A 21,877-nucleotide genomic window follows, 5' to 3' on the forward strand; every position below is an offset into this window, starting at 1 on the left:
GAAATTCGTAGTAGAACTCGTCCGGATACGAAAAACGGCAGGCTCACGCCTGCCGTTTTCTAGCAAGAATGGGGCCAGGCCCCACATCATCAGGTTATTCGATTCCCGAGTCGGAAGCCGGTTTGATATTCCCGCTCACGGATGTGGGCGATCTGCACATTTTGCCCTTCCAGCCCGATGTCCTTGAGCAGAGCAGGCGACAGCTGCAAATAGCTGATACGACGCTCCAGCCGGGTAATCCGTTTCTGGACCAGGGTCTCGACGGTGCGCAGCAGGGTCAGTTCGATAGACATAATATTCTCCAGTTGAACGTGCGGTTCCCCCGGAGAGAAGAAGAGATCACCCTGCGGGACAACCGCGGGTGATGAAAAAGCAGGTGTTACCTGTTTCCTCCACGCGGCAGAAAAAGAGCACGAGTATTCGCGCTGCTGATGCAGCGGTCGAACGCAACGTTTAGCATTGAATGTTGCATATCCGTCTCCTTACCGTGTGAAAGTTGAACAAGTTGCCACAGTCTAAAAAAAGACCGAATTTTATACAAGAACCTCACCCCCCATATGGGGAGGTGAGCCATCTATCAATACTCATCCGGAACAGTCATGCAGACGCCATCACGCTCAGATGCCGGACAGCAGCCGAAACTCCTCCAACGCATAGGTGTCCGTCATGCCGCTCACGTAGTCGAGCAGCAGGCGCACCCGGTAATACCACTCCTGCTCCGCCTCCTCGGCAAAACGGGGATCCCGGCTGGCCACCGCCAGCCGGTAGGCCTTGAGATGGCGGGCCGACAGGCGATGGTAAAGCCGGCGGGCAAAGAACAGCTCGCTGCCCCCCTGCCCCGCCAGCAGGCGCTCAAACTGGCTGGCCGGCAGCGCCAGCAGGCAGGCGTAGGTTGAGAGCACACCGCGCAGGGCGGCGTAGCCCTCCAGCTCCAGCGCCTCCACCTCGGGGCGCATGAACACCAGCTCGCGCGCTACCCGCTTGAGGATGTCGAGCACCCGTGCCGCCGGCGCCTGGCCGTGCAGCAGGGCCTGAGGATAGGCGCCGCTCAGGATCTGGGTGTGCTCGCTCACATAGGTGCTGGCGGCCAGCGCCACCAGATCCCGGGTCAGCTGTTGGCGGAAATGGGGAAAGAAGCCGCGATCCGAGTCGACGGCCGCACTCAGCAACGCCGCCATGTAGTCACCACCATCCGCCTCCCGCAGCGCCTGCAGCAGCTCGCCGAGACCGAGGATGCGCCGATCCACCGCATCTTCCAGATCCGCGATGCAGTAGGAGATGTCGTCCGCCGCCTCCATGATGTAGACCAGCGGGTGACGACAGCCGGCGGCCAGCCCCAGGCTCTGGCCGAGGGCGCTATAGAGTGGTTGTTCGCTGAAGAAGATGCCGCGCTTGCTGCTCCAGCCATGATGCTGGCCATAGTAGGGGGTTGCCTGCCGGCCCGCCGGCGGTTGCTGCGGATATTTGCACAGTGCCGCCAGCTGCCCCAGGGTCAGATTCAACTCGTGCAGGCTGTGTACCAGCCGCAGACTCTGGGCATTGCCGTCAAACACCAGCAGATCCTGACGAAGCTCGGCCCACTGCGGGCTGGGCGCCTTGCCCAGCGCAGCGGCAAACAGGCCGTCCAGCTCCTGCGCCAGCCACTGGCTCATCACCTGCTCGCCAAAGTGGCCGAACGGCGGGTTGCCGACGTCGTGCAACAGGCAGGACATCTCCACCAGATTGACGAAGGCCCCCTCGCACACAGCGCCTGCCGGCAGGGCCGCCAGAACGCGGCGGCTGATCTGGCGACCGGTCTCCTGCACTTCCAGTGAATGGGTGAGGCGGCTGCGCACCGAGGCCTTCACATCGAGCGGGAAGACCTGGGTCTTCTGCTGCAGCCGGCGCACCGGCGCTGCCTGCACGATACGGGCGCGATCCTGCTCGGTCGCCTCCAGCAGTTCCTCGTCACCCCAGGGGTGGATCCGCTCGGGGGTAATCAAACGGCTATACATGTTGCAGCTCCTTGCCAGCGCAGCGCGTTTATGAGAGCAACCAGCGCCGCAAGCGGGCGATATCGCCCGGGTACTCCCGGCGCAGCGTCTCAATCCAGTCTTCCACGTTCTCCCACCAGGCCGGATGATCCGGACTCTGGATCAGCTGGGCCGTCTGCTGCAGCCGGCGCAGGCCGATGGAGCCCGCCGCCCCCTTGATCTTGTGCGCCTCCTCCACCACGCCGGCCTGATCCCGGGCAATCATGTTGGAGTCGAGCACCGCCATGTAGTCGGGCATCATCTTCTCGAACAGCTCGACGCTGGAGAGCAGCACCGGCTTACCCACGGTATCGGCATAGTCGGTGAGGAAGGGCAGGTCCAGCAGCGCATCCTGGCTGACGGTATCGGCCTGCTCGTCCGCCTCGTCCCCGGCCAGATCGGCAAACAGGTGGCCAATCACCTCCCGCACCGCCTTCGAACCGAGCGGCTTGTTGATCACATCCTGCATGCCGTGATCCCGGTAGTACTGGCGATCGCCGGTGGCGTTGGCGGTGAGCGCCACCATGGGCGGCAAACTTTCGCCGTAGCGGGCGAGCAGTTGCTCCGCCACATCGAACCCCGTCATGTCCGGCAACTGGATGTCGAGCAGGATCAAGTCGAAATCATCCGGGTTGGCCATGGCCAGCGCCTGGGCGCCATCGCGCGCCACCTTGACCTGGTGGCCAAGCTTGCTCAGCAGGGCGCAGGCCACGGTCACGTTGAGCTCGACGTCCTCCACCAGCAGGATGTCGAGGGACGGCATCTCTGGCTCGGGGGCGGACACCTCTCCCTCGATGCACTCCACCTCCAGCTCGGCGGTAAAACAGGACCCCTCGCCCGGATCGCTGTCCACATAGAGCTGGCCGCCCATCGCCTGCACCAGCTGGCGGGAGACCGCGAGGCCGATGCCGGTGCCGGTGGCGTGCTTCTTGCCCTGTACTTGGTAGTACATGGCGAAGATCTTCTCCTGCTGGGCCCGTGGAATGCCGATGCCGGTATCCTCCACCTCGAAGTGCAGCGCCAGCTTGCCCGGCGCGTCGGCAGCATGGGCTAGGCAGCGTACCGTCACCCCGCCTTCGTCGGTGAACTTCACTGCATTGCCCACCAGGTTCCACAGCACCTGGCGCAGCCGGGTGCCGTCCGCCATCACGAACTGCGGCATGTCCCCATCCCGATCGAAGTGCAGATAGAGCCCCTTCTGCTCCGCCTGGATACGCGACAGCGTCTCCAGCTCATCGAGGAAGGCGGGCAGATCAATGCGGGTCGGCGCAATCTCCAGCCGGCGCCGATCCAGTTTGTCCAGATCGATGATGTCGTTGAAGATGTTGCCAAGGGTCACCGCGCTCAGGTGAATGGTCTTGAGCTGCTGATGCCGCGTGGGATCGAGCGGCGTATCCATCAGCATGCGGCTCAGGCCGACGATGCCGTTCAAGGGGGTGCGCAGCTCGTGGCTGATGGTGGAGATGAAGGTGGTCTTGTCGCGGCTCGCCTTCTCCAGCTTGTCCTGGTACTGCTTGCGCTCGGTGATGTCACGGCCAAAGCCGAGCAGGCCGAGCCGCTTGCCGAAGCGGTCGAAGAAAGGCACCTTGCGCAGCTCGAAGTAGGCCTTGCGGCCATCGGGGTACTCCAGCCACTGCTCATAGGTGAGCGGCTCGTTGCTGGCGAAGACCTGCTTGTCGGTCTCCACCACCTTGCTGGCGATGTCGTGCTTGTAGACGTCGAAAGGGGTCAACCCGATGAGCTCGGCCTCCACCTTGCCGGTCAGCTCCTCCATGGCGCGGTTGCAGCCGGAGAACTGTTCGTCTTCGTTGCGGTAATAGACCAGATCGGGAGAGCAGTCGATGAAGGAGCGCAGCAGGGCGGTACGCTCGCCCAGGTGCAGCTGGGCCTTCTCGCGCTGGAACACCTCGTTCTCCAGATCCTCGATGGCCTGCTGGCGCAGGGTCTCGGCCCGGTTGGTCTCGGCGATCTGGGCGTTGAGACGGCTGATGTTCTCCTGCAACTGGCTGTTGAGCTCGAGATCCCGCTCGCGCATGTCCTGCAGCTTGCGCACCATGCGGGTCAGCCGCTGGCGGGAGTCCTCCAGTTGATCCACCACGATGGAGAGAAAATAGACGGCCCAGGGGGTGACCAGCAAGCCAAAGAAGACCGAACGCACCAGGTCGACGATATCCACGGTGCCGCGCAGAAACAGGGTGACCCCCATCTGGATGGAGACGGCCAGCACTATGATGCCGGTGGCCAGGAACATGCTGAATCGCACCAGCCCCAGCTTGGTCATCAGGTCGACGTAATATTGCGCCCAGGATTTTATTTGTTTCATCTTATTGTTTTCTCCCCGATATTCGCCGAACAGAATACCAGCACAGCACGCCGAACTCTTCTGCCATCGCACGATAAATTATCGATTAACCTCCTCCTTGCGCTGGGGTAGCATGCCAGAGTCAATTCGGTCAGCCCGCATTAAGCCAGGCTGGCTATAATGCTCGGCCGTTCAATCAACCAACTGATATTTCAGGAGCCTCATCGATGCGCAATCTCACCCTGCTGAGTCTTGGCCTGCTGGCAGCCAATGCCGCCCACGCCGATCTGGGCGAGATCCCCAAGCAGTCCGGCTGGTCCGGTTTTCTGCTGGGCGGGGTCAACGCCGTCAGCTACAAGTCCAACTTCTACGCGGGCGATGACAACCACAGCCGTATCAATGATCTCGGTTCACCCGACAGTGAAAGCGGCCTGACCCCGCTGCTCAACGCAGACATCCGCTACACCTTCGCCGATACCCGTACCCAGATTTTCCTCGGCAACCTGATCCAGGACGCGGTGCGCTTCGACTTCACCCAGCAGCTAGGCCTGCGCCAGGAGATGGGTGACAAGGGCATAGTTGCCACCTCGCTGGTGTTCAACGTCATGCCGGTGGAGCTGTGGAGCGACCCCTTCGCCACCGGCGTGGATCGCAGCTCGACCGATCTGAAGTCAAAAGGGGCGCGTTTCGCCTGGGACAAGATCTGGGGCAGCAACTTCTACGGCAACCTGACCACCCGGGAGGTGGACATGGACGAGGAGCGCAGCGGCCAACAGTATGACCAGAGCCACGGCACCCACTACGCCGGCATGCTGGATCGCAACGGCAAGGTGCACGACATGGAGCTCTCCTACCAGTTCCATTTCGACGGCAACCAGTTGCTGGAGCCAGCCATCCTCTACAAGGAGGCCCGCCTGGACGGCAGCGCCGAGAGCTTCAAGAACACCGGCCTGAAGCTGACCTACGCCAAACGCGGCCCCCAGTGGTCCATCGTCAGCAACCTCTACGCCGGCAAGCGCAAGTACGACGAGGCGAACCCCATCTTCGGCCAACGTGCCGACGCGGACGAATTCGCCGTCAACAGCACCTTCTTCTGGCACAACCTGTTCGGCGTCAAGGCCCTGGCCGCCACCTTCACCGCGGCCTACTCCAATGCCGACTCGGACATCGACTTCTACGACAGCCAGTCCACCCGTTTCAGCACGGGTCTGCTCTACAACTTCTAAGACCGACCCGCACCAACAAACGAGGCCACCCCATGGGTGGCCTCGTGCATTGCGGACGGCGGAAAAATCAGATCCCGAGGGAGTCCAGCAGATCGTCGTGGTCGTTGACCGCCGGGGCGGCGGCCGGAGCCGGCTGGGCAGCCTCGCGCTTGGTCTGGGCGATCAGGGCATCGGGATCCAGCTCCTCCTGATCCATGCCGTCGTTGTGGATGCGGATGAACTCGGTCTTGTCCATCGCCAGCTCCAGATAGAAGATGTTGTTGCGGGCAGTGAAGAAGGTGACCCGGCGCGACTCCGGGCTGTCGAGGTTGGTATCGACGCTCAGCATCACCTGCTTGTTGAGAGCCAGCATTTTCGGCTGGTTCTGGGTGATGTGGGTCTGCAGATCCCGGCCCACCTTGACGGTGAAGCTGCCGACGATCTGGTTCATCAGCTCACCCATGACGTTGCTCACCTCGTCCGAGGTGTGGGAGATGGCGAGATCTTCCTTGGATAGCCCCATGCTGAGCATGTAGCTCTCGTAGAGCTCCATGGCGGCGGAGGCGGAGAAGTTGATCACCACCAGGCCGGAGAAGCCGCCGTCAAACAGCACGAAGCAGCCGATATCCGGCTTGAGGCAGGTCTTGCTGATCCGCTGCACCATGCCGGAGAAACGCACCTGACTCTGGGTTGCCGCACTCAATACATCCGTCACCGAATGGCACAGGCTCAACAGCACGTCCTCTGTGGTCAATACGGTATCATCGTCGGCTCTTGTCACTATCATGGGACCTTCCTGAACATCGAAAATGGGCTTATCTATACCATAACTCTAACAGATAGCGCGGCCCGGGCGTCGAAATAGCGAGCCGCCTCTCACTTGATTCAACTGTCAGTTTCAAGGGGAGTGAATCCGGCCAGATTGGCCAGCTTGAGCCGCCAGCCAGCGGCTTCCCGCTGCAGAGTCGATTCATCATAGGGCAAGGAGGGATGAGCCCCCCAGATGGGGCCAGGCCAGGCCTTGTCGGTACTGAAACGGGCCACGTGGTGCAGATGCAGCTGGGGCACCAGGTTGCCAAGCGCCGCCACGTTGATCTTGTCCGGGCGCAGCGCCTGCTCCATCAGGGTCGCCACCGCGCAGGACTCCTGCATCAGCTGCTGTTGCTGGGCCGGCGCCAGGTGGTGAATTTCCCGCAGATTGGCCACTCTCGGCACCAGGATGAGCCAGGGATACTGGCTGTCCTTGGCCAGCAGGACGCGGCAGAGAGGCAGATCGCCGAGCAGGCGGGTATCCGCCTGCAGGCGACTGTGCAATTCAAACATGAAGACCTCGTTGCAATAAGATGGGCGCTAGACACGATGAGAGCCCCCACGTTACTGCAACGGACGGCAAACTTAAAGCCGCGGCACGGCCCAGCTGACAAAGCGCTTGCGAAGGGCCGGCTCCGCTTTGAGGAAGAGTTGCTGCAACTGCCCCTCCAGCTCGCTGGCCGCTACCGGCGCAACCTCTCTGGCGACCACGGCCGCGGGAATTGCAGAAACAGAAACCGCCGTCAGCGCCGCCTTGCCACTACTCTGATTGTATTCGGCCAGCTTGGCGCGCCAGTCCATGCCGATCAGCATGCCGCTGGTCACCAGCGCATCCTGCTCGCTCGCCATCACCTTGCCGTCGGCCTGCAGCCCCATGACGGGAGACTTGGCATACTGCGCCATGCCCCGCTCATCACTCGGCAAATTGGCGACCAGCTGTAATTGTTGCTGGCTGGCCTGATAGCGCAGCACCTGAGGTGCGGAGCGCAGCTGGCGGTCATTCTCGCTGCTGCTGCGACTCGGGATCACCCCTTCATAACGCACCAGCAGCTGCTGCTCGCCATCCGGCAGGGTGGCGTGCTGCTCGTCGTGCAGGGTGCCGGCGCTCACCGCCAGGATCTGGAAATCCGCCGGCACCGTCACCTCAACCGCAGCGTGCGCCGAGCCTGTGCCCAGCATCATGTTCATGCCCAGGGCGGCGCACAGCAGCGACACACCATTTCGATATCGACAACCCTTCATCTTCGTTCATCTTCCTGATCGCGTTGATGGGCGCAGGCTAGCAGCCGAAGATGACAGAAAAATAACGGCAACTCAGAGCAGGTATTGGGGCCGCTCGGCAAACCACTGGGCCAGCACCTGCTTGAACAGCCTGATCTTGCGCGGCACCCGCCGCTGCTGGGCATGAAGGATATGAAGCGGGTGCAGGCCGCTGTGCCAGCCGTCGAGCACGGTCACCAGCTCCCCTGCCGCCAGCATGGCTTCCACTGCAACCAGCGGACACTTGGCATAGCCCAGCCCCGCCCGGGCCAGCTGCAGCGCTGTGCTGTAGTGATTGGCCCGCACCTTGCCTTGCACCAGGATGTGCGCCTCCTCCCCCTCCCGGTTGAAGTGCCACTGCTCCCAGGCCGGGTTGCTCCCCATGAGCAGGCAGGCACGCCCGCTGAGCTCATAAGGGGTGGCCGGCTTGCCCTCCCTTGCCACCAGTGTGGGGCTCGCCACCACCACATCCCTGAGCCGGCCCAGCGACATGGCCACCAGGTTGTCGGGCACCTCGCTCATGGCTCGCAGGGCGATGTCATGCTCACCCTGGCTCATGTCGACCATCTGATTGGTGAAGTTGAGCTCGACCGCAACCCCGGGGCAGAGCTCGGCAAAGCGAGCCAGCAGCTCGCTCACCATGCGATCGCCGGCGCTGATCGGGCAGGTGAAGCGCAGCCGGCCGCCATCCTCCTCGGTCAGGGCCTGGATATCCTGCTCCGCCTGGCGGGCCAGCGCGAAGATCTCCCCCGCCTGCAGGTAGAGGGTGGAGCCCGCCTCGGTCAGGCTGAGCCGGCGGGTGGTGCGTTGCAGCAACTGGGCATTGAGGGAGGACTCCAGCGCACTGACATGACGGCTCAGCATCCCCTTGCTCACCCCCAGCGCATCGGCGGCGGCGGAGAAACTGCCCCTTTGTACCACTTCGTAAAAACTGGCCAGATGGGTGATGTCCATCATTAGCTCCAATTTGGAAACAATGGGTTTATTTTACGCGCTTTTTCCCCTTTTTTAGCGCGCTAGAATCAACACATCCCAACCAGGAGTGACTGAGATGAAGATTGTGATTGTGGGTGCCTCCGGCACCATAGGTTCTGCCGTCAGCGACTTGCTTGCAAAGGATCACCAGGTGATCCGGGTCGGCCACAGCCAGGGGGATGCCAGGGTCGACATGCGCGATCCCGCCTCCATCAGGGGGCTGTTTGCCAAGCTGGGGCAGTTCGATGCGCTGGTGGTGGCCAGCGGCAGTGCCGCGTTCAACGCCCTGACCGAGATGACCGATGAAGAGTGGCAGCTGGGGATCCAGAGCAAGCTGATGGGCCAGATCAACCTGACCCGCGCCGCCATCCCCCACCTCAACGACAAGGGCTCCATCACCCTGATCAGCGGCATTCTGAGCGAGGAGCCCATCAACTGGGGCGCCAGCGTCACCACCATCAACGGCGCCGTCGAACACTTCGTCAAGGCGGCCGCCTGCGAGCTGCCGCGGGGCCTGCGCATCAACGTGGTGAGCCCGACCGTGCTGGCGGAGTCGATGGACAAATACGCCGCCTTCTTCCCGGGCTTCGTCCCCGTGCCCGCCGCCAGGGTGGCCCAGGCATACCAGAAGTCGGTACTGGGGGTACAGACCGGCCAGGTGTTCAGGGTCAACGGCTGATCGCCGCCCTTTTGCCGCCCAGCCGGCACGGCAAGAAAAACGGGCCCCGTGATGGGGCCCGTTCAGTTGCTGTTTGCGCACTGGCTGGCGTGGCAAACGTTTGTTTTTACGGCAGTAAAAAAGGCGGTACGCCTCAGTCGATCAGCCCGTACTGCTCGCGCAGCACCTCGATGATCTCCTGCTTCGGATTGGCGCTGCGTACCAGCGGCTGACCGATGATCTTCTCGGCGATCCCCACGTAGGTGTTGGAGATGTCCATCATCACCTCGGTCGGCAACTTGTTGTCGCGGGCCAGGGCGAAGCGCTCCGGCATGCGGTGCTTGTTGAGCAGGATGTCCGGATCCGGGAAGTGATTGAGCAGCCACTGGCGGAAACCCTCTTTCGACTTCTCGACGATCTGGCCGTCGCGCAGGGCTGCGCCATCCCAGATGCGGGAGCTGTCAGGGGTGCCCACTTCATCCATGTAGATCAGCTTTTCGTTGCCGGCGGCATCCTGGACGTAGCCAAACTCGAACTTGGTGTCGACGAAGATCTGATCCAGCTCGGCCAGCGCGTCGCTGATGACGTTGAAGCCCTCTTTGAGCAGCACTTCGTAGCGGTCGATGTCGGCCGGCTTGCTGAAGTTGAAACCCTGGTAGTGGCGCTCGATGTCGGCACGGGAGACGTTGACGTCATCGGCTTCCGGCACGCCGTCCAGCCCGGTCAGCACGCCCTTGGTGGAGGGGGTGATGAGGATCTCAGGCAGCTTCTGATCCTTTTTCAGTCCTTCCGGCAGGGTGATGCCGCAGAACTCGCGCTCGCCATCCTTGTAGGCACGCCACATGGAGCCGGTGATGTACTGGCGGGCGATCGCCTCGATCATCACGGGGCGGGCTTTTTGCACGATCCAGACGAAGGGATGGGGGATGTCCAGGATATGGCTGTCGGCCAGCCCCTTCTCCTTGAACAGCTTGAACCAGTGGCTGGAGATGGCGTTGAGCGCAGCCCCTTTGCCCGGCACGCCGTTGAGCCCGTCCACGCCCTGCCAGATGCAGTCGAAGGCCGAGATCCGGTCACTGATCACCATGATGGCGAGCGGCGCATCCGCCGGTACGTCGTAACCCTTCTCGCGGATGAGGCGGGCACTGTCTGCGGCGGTCAGCCAGTAGACGCTGCGCACCTTGCCGGAATGGACGGGTTTATCGGTACGGATCGGCAAATCGTCGTTCACCGCCAATACTTGATCTGCAAGACTCATGGTAAGTAACACTTCCTGTTTGTGGGGGGTTAACATAACAAAACAGGGGCACAAGGCCCCTGTTTCTATTCTGTTTTTGCAGCTTGGTCAGCCAGACCCTTGGCGAACGCCTCGGACAGGCTGATGTACATCTGGGAGATGACGCCGGACGACACGGGCTTCTTGTCCTTGTCGAACAGGGTGATGGAGGTCTTGCCCCCCGCCATCTCGCCAAGCTGGAAGCGATACTTGTCTTCGTCCAGCTTGAACGGCTCGCTGCCCTTGGCCTTCCAGAATTCGCTGCCCGGCTCGTCGTACTCCACGTCGATCCAGCCCAGCGACTGCTGGGTATCCTTGATGGTGAACCCGTAAGCCGGCAGCACCTGATTGAGACGACGCCACACCTGGTCAAACGAGCCGTCGGCGATCCAGGCGCTCAGCTCGTTGTTGTCCAGACCCAGCTCCAGCCCCATGCCATCGTTGGCCTTGTGCTGCTCGCGGGACTTGAGCTGCTTGTCGTAGTAGAGCGAGAACTGGTTGAGGGCCCGGGTCGCGTAGCGCTGGGCATCGGCCGGCGTCAGCTCCTTGCTGGTCTCGCCATCGACGGTCTCTTCATGATCCAGTACCCGGACCGACATGTTGACGGCGTGACGCTGAGGATCGTTGCGCAGGGTGAACTGGTAGCGCTGGCGAATGACGAAGTCATCGTCCTCTTCGCTCCAGCCGTCGAGCGCCTTGGTGTTGTCAAACCAGCCGGTCTGCAGTACGCCGGCCTGCTGGTCCAGCTTCTCGGTGGTGACCTTGTACTGGGCGAGGAAGTTCATCAGGAAGGCCCAGGTATCGCGCTCCACGCTCTGGGAGGTGCTGAGGGCATAGAAGGCCATGGTGGGCTCACCGGCATTGGTCACCACCTGGCTGCCCGGTACCACTGTCAGCAGCTGAGCAGGCGGACGCACATCCACCTTGGCCCCCAGGGCGCCGTCACGGCTGCTCTCTGGCAGGGGCGGAATGTCGAAACTGCTGTTAAAGGCGGGGGTACTCAACCCGGCCGGTACCAGGAAAGCACGGCCTTCAAGGCGGGCATCCTCGTACTCGAAACCACGGTTGGCCATCTTGCGTTCCTGGGGTGAGCTACAGGCTGCCAGCACGGCAACGGTCGCCACGCTCAGCACCAGGCGCACTGCATTTCCCTTTCCATTTGCTTTAAACACTCGCCATCAACTCCGCAGTCGTCAGTGCTCGCGCCATCGCCCGCTCGCCCTCGGCAGTGAGGTCGGTGAGCGGCAGACGCAAGGTGGCCGTCGCAATCAATCCCAGCTGGGCGCAGGCCCATTTCACCGGGATGGGGCTCGGTTCGCAGAACAGAGTCTGATGCAACGGCATCAATCGATTGTTGATGTCATGCGCCCGCCCGGCATCGCCGGCCAGCGCAGCACGACACATGTCGGCCATCTGGGCCGCTGCAATATTGGTGGTGACCGAAATGACACCGTCACCGCCTTGCAGCATAAAATCACATCCACTGGCATCATCGCCACTATAAAGTGCGAATTGCGCACCACACAGCTCACGCAGCAGCGGCGTACGGCTCAGATCCCCGGTGGCCTCTTTCAGGCCTATGATGCCGGGCACCCTGGCCAGTCTGGCTACCGTTTCCGGTTTGAGATCGCAACCGGTACGACCGGGCACATTATAAAGAATTTGGGGCAGACCACTAGCCTCGGCGATCGCACAATAGTGACGATAGAGACCTTCCTGGGTGGGTTTGTTGTAATAAGGTGTGACCGAGAGACCCGCTACCACGCCGGTTTCGGCGAAGCGCTTGGCCAGGGCGACGGCATGGGCGGTATTGTTGGAGCCACAGCCGGCGATGACCGGGATGCGTCCGGCGGCCAGTGCCACGGTTTTCTCCACGACGGCAATGTGCTCCTGCTCGCTCAGGGTCACCGACTCCCCCGTGGTCCCCACCGCGACGATGGCGCTGGTTCCGGCGCTGACATGATACTCGACCAGATTGGCAAGACTGGCCCAATCGACTTCACCTGAAGCCAGCATGGGGGTAACGAGGGCAACAATACTACCGCGCAACATGGATATTTCTCCCGATTTTCAGGGGCGTTATGGTAAAGCTGCCCCCTTGGAAAAACAAGGGAGGCCACGGCCAAGCCGTGTTACCATCCGGCACACACAGCCGTGCGCAAGCGCCGGAAACTGGCGCCGGATACGGCCCGCCACCACCCGGCAGGACGCTTGCCACAACGAGATTCTCAGCAGGGTCGCCACGCGGCCGCGCGGGCCAGCTCCCTTCGGTCGACGTGCCCGCCGCCCGCATTCGCCACCTGCTAATGGACGAGAGAAGATTTATGACTCATTACCTGGTCGTAACGGCCATAGGCACGGACAGGCCTGGCATCGTCAATGAGGTCACCCGCCACGTCAGTGGTTGTGGCTGCAACATTGTCGACAGCCGTCTTGGCATCTTCGGCAATGAATTCACCTTCATCATGCTGCTGTCCGGTGACTGGAACAGCCTGATGCAGCTCGAGATAAGCCTGCCCCTGCGCAGTCAGGAGTGGGACCTCATCACCATGATGAAACGCACCGAGCGCCACCAGTCGCTGCAATACGACATCAGCGCCAACGCCGAGATCCTGATCCGGGACCAGCCGGGCATCGTAAGCCAGTGCACCCAGTTCTTCAGCGATCACGGCTGGGACATCCAGGCCATGCAGACCATCACCCTGGAACAGCAGCCGTTCAACCTGCTCAAGGCCAGCTTTCAGCTCAATCTGGCCAAGCAGGGAGAGGCGGCCGGCTCGCAGGCGGCCTTCGCCGGATTCTGTCGTGAACTGGGCGCAGAATCGTTCGAATTCATCGTCAACAACAAACACGCCTGACGGCTCATCAAGGAGATCCCATGCAACCTTTATCCGCTGGCAGCCTGGCCCCCGACTTTTCCCTCTCCGACCAGGACGGCAACCAGGTGCGCCTGGCCGACCTGCGCGGCAAGAAAGTGCTCGTCTATTTCTACCCCAAGGCGATGACCCCGGGCTGCACCACCCAGGCCTGCGGCCTGCGCGACGTCAACGCCGAACTGGCCGCCCTCAATGTGGTGGTGCTCGGCATCAGCCCGGATAGCGCCAAGCGGCTGAAAAAATTCGAAGAGCGCGACAGCCTGAACTTCCGCCTGCTGGCCGATGAAGATCATGCGGTGGCCGATGCGTTTGGCGTCTGGGGCCCGAAGAAGTTCATGGGCAAGGAGTATGACGGTATCCACCGGCTCAGCTTCCTCATCGACGAAGAGGGCAAGATTAGCCATCGCTTCGACAAGTTCAAGACCAGCGATCACCATCAGGTGGTGCTCGATCTGCTCAAGGGCTGAAACCCCAGATACCGGTACTGCTGATATGGAAAGGGCCTGCAAGCGCAGGCCCTTTTTTATTCGCATGTCGCAGCCTTTCTGCATTGCAGACGGGGGGCACGCAATATTCCCCTTTCGGTCACCTGCCCGGATGAGGGGCGGCAGCCTTGTTGTTTTCCATGGCGGGGCAATGTGCATCCGTAACGGGATGCCTTGGTGACGGGTCTTTCGGTACAAGCCAAATGACGCCCTTATTGTTGCGCCAACGGGCCAGAAAGCAAGGTGCCGGCCGTTACATTTAATTAACCAACCCGCGCCTGCGCTGATTTAGCGCCCCGCAATCTCGCCAACCTCCCCTGCCAGATCAAAAAATTCATCCTATATATGGGTTAACGTGACCCCAGTTTCATTTTCCAGTGAGAAAAGCCCATGAACATGAGCCACACCGAACGTCTGATCCTGAGCAACCAGTACGAGATCCTGGCCAAACTCAATCCGGAGAAGGCGGCGTTTTATCAACGGGCCAGCACCATCATCGAGCGCGGCTACTGCCTGCAGATCCTCGAACTGGAGAAGAGCTTCGGCCATCTGGACCTCGCCACCTGCCAGGAGGTGATCGACACCCTGGAGCTGCACCATGCGCTGGCCATCTCCTGGGGCAACCTGGACACAGCCGATCAGGGCGAAATCAATGCCAGCCGGCTGGAGTTCAACGGCTACAGCCGCAGCCAGGAGCGGGAGCTGGCCGACTACGTCTGCTTCCTGCTGGAGGTAGACAAGCGCTTCCCCGAACTCAAGTGCCCGTGCGACGAGCTCTCCAGCGACATCGCCATGCGTGACAAGTACCAGCGCATGCTGGCGGCCTGGCGCCAGTGCCCGCGCCAGTACAAGCTCTCCATCCAGGAGATCCGCAAGGTATTGGCAGCCTGATCCGGCAGCCATGAAAAAGGCGCCGCGAGGCGCCTTTGTCCGGTTGGCAGGCCCGTGGGGCCTCACTCGTAGAGGAAGGATTTGTCCAGCTGCTTGAAGGCGGCATTGAGGGTATCGGCCAGCTCTTCGTATCTCGGCTGGGCCACCAGCTGGCGCTGACCGCCCTGTTCGTTCATCTTGCCGTTGATCTCGCGATACCAGCTGGCAAGGGAGGGCGGCAACCGGGTATCGGCACGCTGGCCAAGCCAGTAATAGCCCTGCAGCGGCAGGCTGAGCAGAAACAGCACCGAGGTCATGACGGAAGGCCAGTAGTGCTGCTCGCCAAACTGGAACTGCAGCATGACGCTGAGCACCGCCAGCGCAGGAATCACCTTGAGGGCGAACTCGGTGGCCTTGATCACCCGATTCTCCGGGAACATGGAATTAAGCTCGGGACGGCGGGGCCAAAGGGTCATATAATGACGGCCTTGCTGTAACTTAGTTCCAAAAATGTTCATGCTCATGCTACCTCCGAGCTCTTTTTGAACGTATTAACGGCAAAACCACGACAATATTTGATGCACAATAACAAAGGTTGAGGATGACTTTGTTATTTTTCAACAATCGGGTTATCCTTTGTACGCCCAATTTTTGCGCCAACGGCCTGCCGTTGAGCCGTCAGGGACGTCTGGATTTCGGGTCTTGTATCACTATACAAGGGGCAAGCAACAGATTGCCAACCCTCATAAGGATAAGTTGAAAGTTTTTGGACACAGCGCGTCCAACGCATCCTCCTACACAACCCAATCTGCGATAGGATTTATTCATGAGTAAGCTGGTTCTTGTTCTTAACTGTGGCAGCTCTTCCCTGAAGTTTGCTGTCATTGACGCAACCACCGGTGATGACCTGCTGTCCGGCCTGGCCGAGTGCTTCAACCTCGACGACGCCCGCATCAAGTGGAAACTGAACGGCGAGAAAGGCAGTGCCGATCTGGGCGCCGGTGCCGCTCACCAGGAAGCGCTGGACTACATCGTCAACAAGATCCTGCCGCTCAACCCGGAGCTGTCCAAGAACCTGATCGCCATCGGCCACCGTGTCGTACACGGCGGCGAGCGCTTCACCTCCTCCGTGCGCATCTGCGACGACGTCATCGCCGGCATCGAAGCCGCCGTACCGTACGCCCCGCTGCACAACCCGGCTCACCTGATTGGTATCCGTGAAGCCCGTCGCGTGTTCCCGGCGCTGGCCGAGAAGAACGTGGCCGTGTTCGACACCGCTTTCCACCAGACCATGCCGGAAGAAGCCTTCCTGTACGCCCTGCCGTACAAGCTCTACAAAGAGAACGGCATCCGTCGCTACGGCGCCCACGGCACCAGCCACTACTACATCAGCCTGGAAGCTGCCAAGCAGCTGAACAAGCCGGTGGAAGAGCTGAACATCATCAACTGCCACCTGGGCAACGGCGGCTCCGTCTGCGCCATCAAGAACGGCCAGTCCGTCGACACCTCCATGGGTCTGACCCCGCTGGAAGGCCTGGTGATGGGTACCCGTTCCGGCGACATCGATCCGGCCATCATCTTCTTCCTGCACGACAAGCTGGGCATGAGCGTTGATCAGATCAACACCATGCTGACCAAAGAGTCCGGCCTGCTGGGTCTGACCGAAGTGACTTCCGACTGCCGTTTCGTTGAAGACAACTACGACAGCAAAGAAGAAGCCAAGCGTGCCATGGACGTTTACTGCTATCGCCTGGCCAAGTACATCGGCGCCTACGCCGCCGCCATGGACGGTCGTCTGGACGCCGTGGTCTTCACCGGTGGTATCGGTGAAAACTCCGCCCCGATCCGTGAAATCACCCTGAACAAACTGGGTCTGCTGGGCTTCGACGTCGATCACGACGCCAACCTGAAGGCTCGCTTCGGCAAGGGTGGCGAGATCACCAAGGCTGGCTCCACCAAGGCCCTGGTTATCCCGACCAACGAAGAGTGGGTCATCGCCCACGACGCGCTGGAACTGGTCGGCGCATAATTTCGCTGTAGAGCAAGGCCGCCCAAGGGCGGCCTTTTCCTGATCCCAAAAATGAACAAGGGGTATAAAGTGGCACGCACTATTATGCTTATCCCGGTCGGCACTGGTGTCGGCGTAACTTCCGTGAGCCTTGGCGTCGTTCGCGCCATGGAGCGTCACGGTGTCAATGTCAGCTTCTTCAAACCGGTCGCTCAGCCGCGTCCGGGTGAAACCGGTACCGAGCGTTCCACCGCCGTGATCCGCGCTGCTGCCAACATCAACCCGCCCGAGCCGTTCGCCCTCTCCTACGCCGAGAACATGATCACCTCCAGCAATACCGACATCCTGCTGGAAGAGATCGTGGCCCGCTTTGAAGAGCACGTGAAGGCCAGCGGTGCCGAAGTGCTGGTCATCGAAGGCATGGTGCCGACCGACAAGCAGCCGTTTGCCAACAAGCTGAACTACGACGTCGCCAAGGCGCTGGACGCCGACATGGTGTTCGTGACCCACCCGGGCAACGACTCCAGCCAGAAGCTGAAAGAGCGCATCGAGCTGGCTTGCTCCAACTTCGGTGGCGTCAGCAACCCCCGCATCGTGGGCTGCGTCATCAACAAGGTGGGTGCACCGGTTGACGAGCACGGCGTGACCCGCCCCGATCTGACCGAGATGTTCGAAGCCCATCACCACGGCGCCGACACAGCTCACAACCTGGAAGTACTGCAGGTATTCGGCAAGAGCCCTCTGCGCATCCTCGGCTGCATCCCCTGGAACACCCAGCTGATCGCCCCGCGCGCCAAGGATCTCGCCAAGCACCTGGCTGCCAAGATCCTGCACAAGGGTGAGCTGGACAGCCGCCGTCTGCAGACCGTGACCTTCTGTGCCCGCTCCATCCACAACATGATCGAGCACTTCCGTCCGGGCAGCCTGCTGGTGACCTCCGGCGACCGTTCCGACGTCATCGTCTCCGCCTGCCTCTCCGCCATGAACGGCGTCAAGCTGGGCGCCCTGCTGCTGACCGGCAACTATCACCCGGAACCCCAGGTGATGGCGCTGTGCCAACAGGCCATGGCTACCGGCCTGCCGATCATGATCACCGGCACCAACACCTGGCAGACCGCCGTCAGCCTGCAGAACTTCAACGTCGACATTCCGGAAGATGACCGCGAGCGTATCGAGCTGGTGCAGGACTATGTGGCCGGCCACATCGACAAGCACTGGATCGAGTCTCTCTCCGCCAAGTCCACCCGCTCCCGTCGCCTGAGCCCGCCGGCCTTCCGTTATCAGCTGACCGAGCTGGCTCGTCAGGCCAACAAGCGCGTCGTGCTGCCGGAAGGGGAAGAGCCGCGCACCATCAAGGCTGCCGCCATCTGTGCCGAGCGTGGCATCGCCCGTCCGGTGCTGCTGGGCAACCCGGAAGAGATCCGCCGCGTCGCCGAACAGCAGGGCGTGGTACTGACCGACCGCGTCGAGATCATCGATCCGGTTGCCGTGCGCGAGCGCTATGTGGCCCGTCTGGTCGAGCTGCGCAAGAACAAGGGAATGACCGAAGTGGTTGCCCGCGAACAGCTGGAAGACAACGTGGTACTGGGTACCATGATGCTGGAGCGCAACGAAGTCGACGGTCTGGTATCCGGCGCGGTGCACACCACTGCCAACACCATCCGTCCGCCGATGCAGATCATCAAGACAGCCCCGGGCTCTTCCCTGATCTCCTCCATCTTCTTCATGCTGCTGCCGGACCAGGTACTGGTCTACGGTGACTGCGCGATCAACCCGGATCCCACTGCCGAGCAGCTGGCCGAGATCGCCATCCAGTCCGCCGACTCCGCTGCCGCCTTCGGCATCGAGCCGCGTGTGGCCATGATCTCCTACTCCACCGGCACCTCCGGCGCCGGCGCAGACGTAGAGAAGGTGCGTGAAGCGACCGAACTGGCCAAGGCCAAGCGCCCCGACCTCATCATCGACGGTCCGCTGCAGTACGACGCGGCCATCATGGAGAACGTGGCCAAGTCCAAGGCACCGAACTCTCCGGTAGCAGGCAAGGCCACCGTGTTCGTGTTCCCGGATCTGAACACCGGCAACACCACCTACAAGGCGGTACAGCGCTCCGCTGACCTGGTCTCCATCGGCCCCATGCTGCAAGGCATGCGCAAGCCGGTCAACGACCTGTCCCGCGGCGCCCTGGTTGACGACATCGTCTACACCATCGCCCTGACCGGTATCCAGGCAGCCCAGGCCGAGTAATCGTCCGAGGCTCTGCCTGCTGAAAAACCCGCCGCAAGGCGGGTTTTTTTATGGCTGACTTGGGGAAATGTTGATCCGCAAGATCAAATCGGGATCCTGCCAGGATCCCCCGCTCGGCGACGGGTGCCAGTCCTGCAAGGGCGGCGGGATAAGCAAACACTCACACCCGCCAGAGTCGATTGCACAATTGCGCCCCAGCGCAGATCAGATCCAAATATCCTTTTAAGATCAGCACACTAACGCCAGACACACCGCTAATCTACAGAGTTTTCCACAGCTTTTGTGGATAGTTTACCGATCATTTGAAAGAAAATGACAGACTCGTGTCAGCCCTCCACTCCGCCAGACGCCCACAAGAAAGGGGCTCCGAGGAGCCCCTTTAACCTGCCTGCTGCCAAGCGATGGCTCAGGGACGCAGCGCCTTGTCGGCGCGGGAGATGCCACACACCCCGGAACGCACCACTTCGACAATCTCGTTGGTCTGGGCGGCGGTCTTGATGAAGGCATCCAGCTTCTCGCTGGTCCCCACCAGCTGCACCGTGTAGAGCTCGGGGGTGACGTCGACGATCTGGCCACGGAAGATATCCGCCAGCCGTTTCAGCTCGTCACGACCGCCACCGGCGGCGCGCGCCTTGACCAGGGCGATTTCCCGCTCGATGTGCTCCCCCTCGCTCAAGTCACACACCTTGAGCACGTCCACCAGCTTGTGCAGCTGTTTCTGGATCTGCTCCAGCACCCGCTCGTCACCCATGGTGACTATGGTCATGCGCGACAGGGAGGGATCCTCGGTGGGGGCCACCGTCAGGGTTTCGATGTTGTAGCCACGCTGGGAGAAGAGGCCCACCACACGGCTCAGGGCGCCGGATTCGTTCTCCAGCAGAACGGAAATTATATGTCTCATCAGGTTCTCTCCGTCTTGCTCAGCCACATCTCGTCCATGGCGCCAAATTTGATTTGCATGGGATAGACGTGCTCATCCGGGTCAACCGAGATGTCCATGAACACCAGCCGATCCTTCATGGCGAAGGCCTTCTCCATGGCGCTCTCCAGCTCCGCCGGATCGCTCACCGCAATGCCGACATGGCCATAGGCTTCCGCCAGCTTGACGAAGTCGGGCAGGGATTCCATGTAGGAGTGGCTGTGGCGACCGCCGTAGAACATCTTCTGCCACTGCTTGACCATGCCCAGTGCACGGTTGTTGATGGAGATGATCTTGATGGGCACCCCGTACTGCATGCAGGTAGAGAGTTCCTGAATGTTCATCTGCACCGAACCGTCGCCAGTGACGCAGCAGACCACCGCATCCGGGTTGGCAAACTGGGCCCCCATGGCGGCCGGAATACCGAACCCCATGGTGCCGAGGCCGCCGGAGTTGATCCACTGGCGCGGCTTGGCGAACGGGTAGTAGAGAGCGGCAAACATCTGGTGCTGACCCACGTCGGAGGCCACGAACGCCTCCCCCTTGGTCACCTTGTAGAGGGTCTCTATCACCTGTTGCGGCTTGATCAGGGTGGGGTGGGTCTCGTAGGCCAGGCAGTTGCGCGAACGCCACTGGCCGATCTGGCTCCACCAGTCCGCCAGCGCCTGCTTGTCGTTGTCAAAACCGCACTCGCGGATCACTTCCAGCATCTGCTCCAGCACGGTTTCCACCGAGCCGACGATGGGCACGTGAGCCTGCACCGTCTTGGAGATGGAGGTGGGATCGATGTCGATGTGGACTATGGTGGCGTTGGGGCAGAACTTGGCCACGTTGTTGGTGACGCGGTCATCGAAACGGGCACCCACGGCGAAGATGAGATCCGCGTTGTGCATGCTCTTGTTCGCTTCGAAGGTACCGTGCATGCCGAGCATGCCGATGAACTGCGGATGAGTGCCGGAGAAGGCCCCCAGCCCCATCAGGGTGGTGGTCACCGGCAGGTTCAGCAGCTCCGCCAGCTTGGTCACCAGGTGATCCGCATTGGCGTTGATGGCACCGCCGCCGACGTACATCACCGGGCGGCTCGCCTCCACCAGCAGCTTGGCGGCACGCTTGATCTGGCCCTTGTGACCCGACTTGGTCGGGTTGTAGGAGCGCAGAGAGACCGTATCTGGATACTCGTAGGGGAATTTCTCTTTCGGGTTCTGCACGTCTTTGGGCAGATCCACCACCACCGGCCCCGGGCGGCCGCTGGCGGCAATGTAGTAGGCCTTCTTGATGGCGGCCGGAATGTCGCTGGCTTTCTTGCACAGGAAGCTGTGCTTCACCACCGGGCGGGAGATACCGATCATGTCGGTCTCCTGGAACGCATCCTCCCCGATCATGCTGGTCGGCACCTGGCCGGACAGGATCACCAGGGGAATGGAATCCATGTAGGCGGTCGCGATCCCCGTAATGCAGTTGGTGGCACCGGGACCCGAGGTCACCAGCACAGTGCCCACCTTGCCGGTGGAGCGGGCGTAACCGTCCGCCATGTGCACCGCGGCCTGCTCGTGCCGCACCAGGACATGCTCCATCTTGCCGTTTTCAAAGAGAGCGTCATAGATGTCGAGCACTGAGCCACCAGGGTAGCCGAAAACGTGCTCAACTCCCTGATCTTCCAGCGCTCTAACCACCATCTGGGCGCCTGATAACATCTCCATGATAAAGCCCTCCAGGCTTTGCTCCGTTAAGCGAAAGCTATCGGCAGTCCGCTGCTTCCCGGCACCGCCGGCCCGTGCGTTGTTGTTGTCTGAATACGGACCCGGCGAGTTCGGCGCTGTCGATAGTAGAAAAATAGGTTTTTTCCATCATTCACCCGCAAAGCGGGTGAAAAACCAACTTAACCCGCTTGTGAACGGTTGTCCACGGCTTTGTCTGACCACAACAGTCATAAATTTCAAACAACTATTAAGGAAAGTGCGAACAAGTCCTTGATGC

Annotated in this window: 20 protein-coding genes; 7 read left to right on the forward strand and 13 right to left on the reverse strand. The window is 61.3% G+C overall.

The annotated features are described in order from the left end of the window. Nucleotides 1-89: 89 nt before the first annotated feature. From CAK78_RS12005 to arcB, 3 genes are all read right to left on the reverse strand, one after another. Entirely contained in the window at nt 90-293 is a 204-nt protein-coding gene (locus CAK78_RS12005) for a hypothetical protein (RefSeq protein WP_094697418.1), read from the reverse strand. A gap of 324 nt (nt 294-617) precedes the next feature. Next, nucleotides 618-1,994 (reverse strand): dGTPase, encoded by a 1,377-nt coding sequence (gene dgt / locus CAK78_RS12010; RefSeq protein WP_094697419.1) that lies wholly within the window; start codon nt 1,992-1,994, stop codon nt 618-620. 28 nt (nt 1,995-2,022) lie between these two features. Beyond that, the gene (gene arcB, locus CAK78_RS12015) at nt 2,023-4,335 is read right to left on the reverse strand and encodes an aerobic respiration two-component sensor histidine kinase ArcB (protein ID WP_094697420.1); all 2,313 of its coding nucleotides are present in this window, start codon (nt 4,333-4,335) and stop codon (nt 2,023-2,025) included. Nucleotides 4,336-4,541: 206 nt separating this feature from the next. On the opposite strand from arcB, the gene CAK78_RS12020 reads away from it, so the two are divergent. After that, nucleotides 4,542-5,540 (forward strand): DUF2860 family protein, encoded by a 999-nt coding sequence (locus CAK78_RS12020; RefSeq protein WP_094697421.1) that lies wholly within the window; start codon nt 4,542-4,544, stop codon nt 5,538-5,540. A 67-nt stretch (nt 5,541-5,607) separates the two neighbouring features. On the opposite strand, the gene CAK78_RS12025 is transcribed toward CAK78_RS12020, so the two are convergent. The 4 genes from CAK78_RS12025 to CAK78_RS12040 all read right to left on the reverse strand — a co-directional run bounded on the left by CAK78_RS12025 (nt 5,608) and on the right by CAK78_RS12040 (nt 8,543). Then, nucleotides 5,608-6,306, reverse strand: a complete 699-nt coding sequence (locus CAK78_RS12025; protein ID WP_094697422.1) for a DUF3334 family protein — start codon at nt 6,304-6,306, stop codon at nt 5,608-5,610. 98 nt (nt 6,307-6,404) lie between these two features. Continuing rightward, the gene (locus CAK78_RS12030; protein WP_094697423.1) at nt 6,405-6,842 is read right to left on the reverse strand and encodes an HIT domain-containing protein; all 438 of its coding nucleotides are present in this window, start codon (nt 6,840-6,842) and stop codon (nt 6,405-6,407) included. Between the two features lie 72 nt (nt 6,843-6,914). Continuing rightward, complete coding sequence (locus tag CAK78_RS12035; protein WP_254924762.1) at nt 6,915-7,571, reverse strand: DUF2057 domain-containing protein; 657 nt, start codon at nt 7,569-7,571, stop codon at nt 6,915-6,917. Between the two features lie 72 nt (nt 7,572-7,643). Next, nucleotides 7,644-8,543, reverse strand: coding sequence for a LysR family transcriptional regulator (locus CAK78_RS12040; RefSeq protein WP_094697424.1), 900 nt, complete (start codon nt 8,541-8,543; stop codon nt 7,644-7,646). 97 nt (nt 8,544-8,640) lie between these two features. Here CAK78_RS12040 and CAK78_RS12045 point away from each other — a divergent pair, with 97 nt between their 5' ends. After that, the gene (locus CAK78_RS12045) at nt 8,641-9,243 is read left to right on the forward strand and encodes a short chain dehydrogenase (protein ID WP_094697425.1); all 603 of its coding nucleotides are present in this window, start codon (nt 8,641-8,643) and stop codon (nt 9,241-9,243) included. A 133-nt stretch (nt 9,244-9,376) separates the two neighbouring features. On the opposite strand, the gene CAK78_RS12050 is transcribed toward CAK78_RS12045, so the two are convergent. The 3 genes from CAK78_RS12050 to dapA form a co-directional block, all read right to left on the reverse strand. Then, a complete protein-coding gene (locus CAK78_RS12050; RefSeq protein WP_176452766.1) occupies nt 9,377-10,480 on the reverse strand; it encodes a phosphoribosylaminoimidazolesuccinocarboxamide synthase in 1,104 nt (367 codons plus the stop codon). Nucleotides 10,481-10,545: 65 nt separating this feature from the next. Further along, a complete protein-coding gene (gene bamC / locus CAK78_RS12055; protein ID WP_025202176.1) occupies nt 10,546-11,670 on the reverse strand; it encodes an outer membrane protein assembly factor BamC in 1,125 nt (374 codons plus the stop codon). Then, entirely contained in the window at nt 11,663-12,550 is an 888-nt protein-coding gene (dapA, locus tag CAK78_RS12060) for a 4-hydroxy-tetrahydrodipicolinate synthase (RefSeq protein WP_005304320.1), read from the reverse strand. Before dapA ends, bamC begins: the two co-directional genes overlap by 8 nt. 272 nt (nt 12,551-12,822) lie before the next feature. Between dapA and CAK78_RS12065 the strand changes: the two genes are divergently transcribed. The 3 genes from CAK78_RS12065 (at nt 12,823) to CAK78_RS12075 (ending at nt 14,750) form a co-directional block, all read left to right on the forward strand. Beyond that, nucleotides 12,823-13,356: a glycine cleavage system protein R gene (locus tag CAK78_RS12065; protein ID WP_005304323.1), complete on the forward strand. Its 534-nt coding sequence runs from the start codon at nt 12,823-12,825 to the stop codon at nt 13,354-13,356. Nucleotides 13,357-13,376: 20 nt separating this feature from the next. Beyond that, nucleotides 13,377-13,841 carry a thioredoxin-dependent thiol peroxidase gene (gene bcp, locus CAK78_RS12070; RefSeq protein ID WP_017782128.1) on the forward strand — a complete coding sequence of 155 codons (465 nt, stop codon included), beginning with the start codon at nt 13,377-13,379 and terminating at the stop codon, nt 13,839-13,841. A gap of 408 nt (nt 13,842-14,249) precedes the next feature. After that, complete coding sequence (locus tag CAK78_RS12075) at nt 14,250-14,750, forward strand: YfbU family protein (RefSeq protein WP_094697426.1); 501 nt, start codon at nt 14,250-14,252, stop codon at nt 14,748-14,750. Between the two features lie 62 nt (nt 14,751-14,812). On the opposite strand, the gene yfbV is transcribed toward CAK78_RS12075, so the two are convergent. Continuing rightward, a complete protein-coding gene (yfbV, locus tag CAK78_RS12080; RefSeq protein ID WP_017779105.1) occupies nt 14,813-15,253 on the reverse strand; it encodes a terminus macrodomain insulation protein YfbV in 441 nt (146 codons plus the stop codon). A gap of 302 nt (nt 15,254-15,555) precedes the next feature. On the opposite strand from yfbV, the gene CAK78_RS12085 reads away from it, so the two are divergent. Both CAK78_RS12085 and pta read left to right on the forward strand, forming a co-directional pair. After that, nucleotides 15,556-16,758 carry an acetate kinase gene (locus tag CAK78_RS12085; protein ID WP_094697427.1) on the forward strand — a complete coding sequence of 401 codons (1,203 nt, stop codon included), beginning with the start codon at nt 15,556-15,558 and terminating at the stop codon, nt 16,756-16,758. A gap of 51 nt (nt 16,759-16,809) precedes the next feature. Then, the gene (pta, locus tag CAK78_RS12090; protein WP_017763828.1) at nt 16,810-18,981 is read left to right on the forward strand and encodes a phosphate acetyltransferase; all 2,172 of its coding nucleotides are present in this window, start codon (nt 16,810-16,812) and stop codon (nt 18,979-18,981) included. Nucleotides 18,982-19,387: 406 nt separating this feature from the next. Here pta and ilvN read toward each other — a convergent pair whose 3' ends face one another. After that, nucleotides 19,388-19,882 (reverse strand): acetolactate synthase small subunit, encoded by a 495-nt coding sequence (gene ilvN, locus CAK78_RS12095; protein WP_094697428.1) that lies wholly within the window; start codon nt 19,880-19,882, stop codon nt 19,388-19,390. After that, nucleotides 19,882-21,600, reverse strand: coding sequence for an acetolactate synthase 3 large subunit (locus CAK78_RS12100; RefSeq protein ID WP_094697429.1), 1,719 nt, complete (start codon nt 21,598-21,600; stop codon nt 19,882-19,884). The genes ilvN and CAK78_RS12100 overlap by 1 nt, the downstream gene beginning before the upstream one ends. Nucleotides 21,601-21,877: the final 277 nt, after the last annotated feature.

The organism is Aeromonas sp. A35_P, from assembly GCF_002259925.1.
Classification (GTDB): Bacteria; Pseudomonadota; Gammaproteobacteria; order Enterobacterales; family Aeromonadaceae; genus Aeromonas; species Aeromonas dhakensis.